A 2,553-nucleotide genomic window follows, 5' to 3' on the forward strand; every position below is an offset into this window, starting at 1 on the left:
GGCCGGAGGGGTCAGCGCTCGCCTTCGCGCCGGCCAGCATGGCGGCCTGTTCGGCGGCGATCTCCTCGGCGGTCTGAGTCTGCTGGTGTTCGTGTAACGCGTCGACCTCGTCGCGGTGCTCGACCGCGTAGGTGATCATCTGCTCGACGTTGTACAGATTCGCATCCCGCACCGCCGTCAACTGGATGGGGGGGAGGTCGAAGTCGTACTCGGCGCGGTTCTTGATCCGCACCGCCATCAGCGAGTCCAGGCCCAGTTCGATGAGCGGCACCTCCCACGGCAGGTCCTCGGGCTCATACCCCATCGCGGCGCCGACGATGGCGCCCAGCCGCTGCCCGACGGTCTCCCCGGAGCCCGGCGACCACTTGGCGAAACCCGCGGCCAGCCCGACGCCCGCGGCCAGGTTGTCGTGCAGGATCTCGGCGTCGGGCTCGGGCGCCTCAGCAGCCTTAGTGGCCTCAGCGGCCTCAGCGGCCTCGGCGGCGAAGGCGGCGGCGACACCTACCCCCACCGCAACCGGCAGCGCACCGGCGGCGCCGTTCCGCGACACCAGCGCGTCATAGACCAGGGTGAACGACTCGTCGACGCGGGCGTGCACCTGCACCGCCGCGCCGCCGGGGTGCCGGGTCAGCGTCGTCACCAGCCGGGCGCCCTCGCCGGGCACCGCGCGCTGCTCGGCGGCAACCACGGATGTATCCGGAAGCACAACGGCCGCAGCGGCTTTCACCAATTCAGCCAGGTCGGCCGGACCGCGCGGAGCGAACTCCCAGACGTGACGGCCGTCCGGCAGCGCCACGTGCGAACCGGGCATGATCCCAGACGCATCGCCGGAGAAGTGCGCGTCCAGCCAGTGCGGCTTGCGCTTGAACGTCGTCGGCGGGATGTCGGCGAACTCCTCCGGGCCGACCGGCCCCTGCGCCCGGCGCGGGAACAGGGTGCGAAAGTCCAGGTCGTGGCCACCGACGTAGAGCTGCGCCATCGTCATGGTCATCGAGTCGACCTCGTCGGCCTTGCGGGCCAGCGTGGCGATCAGCTGCGCATCCGGCAGGCCGGCGGCGGCGGCGGTCAGACCCACCTGCATCAACGCCACCGGGTTGGGGGCCAGCTCCACGAACGTGGTGTGCCCGGCCTCGACGGCGTTACGCACACCGTGGGTGAAGTAGACGCTGTGCCGCAGGCCTTTCTTCCAGTAGTCGACGTCGTGGATGGGCTCACCGCCGGGCCGGAAGTAGCTGCCCTCGTGCACCGTGGAGAAGTAGCCGCAGCTCAGCGGTTGCGGATCGATGCCGGCCAGGTCCGCGGTGAATTCGCCCAGCAGCGGGTCCATCTGCGCGGTGTGGCTGGCGCCCTTGGTCGCGAACTTGCGGGCGAAGCGTCCCTCGGCTTCGCAGCGGGCGATGATCGCGTCCACCTGCTCGGGTGGCCCGCCGATCACGGTCTGGTTCGGCGCGGCATACACGCAGACCTCGAGGTCAGGGAAGTCGGAGAACGCCTCTGCGATCTCCTCGGCGGAGTACTCCACCAGCGCCATCAGCCGGATGTACTCGCCGAACAGCATCGCCTCGCCCTCGCCCATGAGCCGGGCGCGCGAACAGATGATCCGGACCGTGTCGCGCAGCGACAGCCCGCCGGCGAAGTAGCCCGCACCCGGCTCACCCAGCGACTGGCCGATCACCGCGGCCGGCTTGGCGCCGTGCGCCCTGAGCAGCTCCCCGAGCGCGATCTGGATCGCAAAGATCACCAACTGGACGGCCTCGATGGGGAATTCGACGGTGTCGGCGGTGTAGTCCACCGCGTCGTCGAGGATCATCTCGAGGATCGACACGCCGCGCTCGTCGGCGATCAGCGCGTCGATCCTGTCGATCCACTCGGCGAAGACCGGGTCGCGCAGGTAGAGCTCCTTGCCCATCTTGCGGTGCTGCGCGCCGAACCCGGCCAGCACCCATACCGGGCCGCTGGTCACCGGGCCGTCCGCGGTGTAGACGTTCGGCTTCTGCTTACCGTCGGCGAGCGCGCGCAGTCCGGCGATCGCCTCGTCGTGGTCGTGGGCCAGCACCACCGCGCGGGAGCGACCGTGGTTGCGCCGGGACAGCGCGCGGCCGATCGACTCCAGCGACGACGCGCGGCCCTCTTCGCTGTCCATCCAGTCGGCCAGCTCGGTGGCGGCGGCCTTTTTGCGGGAGGTCAGAAATGCCGACACCGCCAGCGGCACAACGGGAGTCGGGGCCTGCTGCGAAGCCAATTCCTGCAGCGCAATCTCCTTGAGCCGCAACGCCTCGTCGGTCGGCCCCGGCGGCTCGGGCTCGACCTGGCGCGACGACGCCTCGTCGACGAACTCGCCGTAGGCGTCGAAACGTACCCCGCCCATGTACTCCGCAGCCTCCTCGACCGGCGCAGGCTCCTCGACCGGCTCGGATTCGGGTTCCCGCACCTGTTTTTCCAGCACATCGTGCGGCAGCACCTCGCGCAGCACCAGATGCGCGTTGGCGCCGCCGAAACCGAAAGCGGACACACCCGTGATCGCATAGCCGCTGTAGCGCGGCCACTCGGTGA

1 protein-coding gene is annotated in these 2,553 nt (G+C 70.0%); it reads right to left on the minus strand.

Features of this window, described 5'->3' with window-relative positions:
* Window positions 1-2,553 (minus strand): acyltransferase domain-containing protein (locus AC2VON_RS16615; RefSeq protein ID WP_486953930.1); only part of this gene is annotated, 2,553 nt, incomplete at both ends.

The sequence above is a fragment of the Mycobacterium sp. TH-M82 genome (assembly GCF_057473605.1).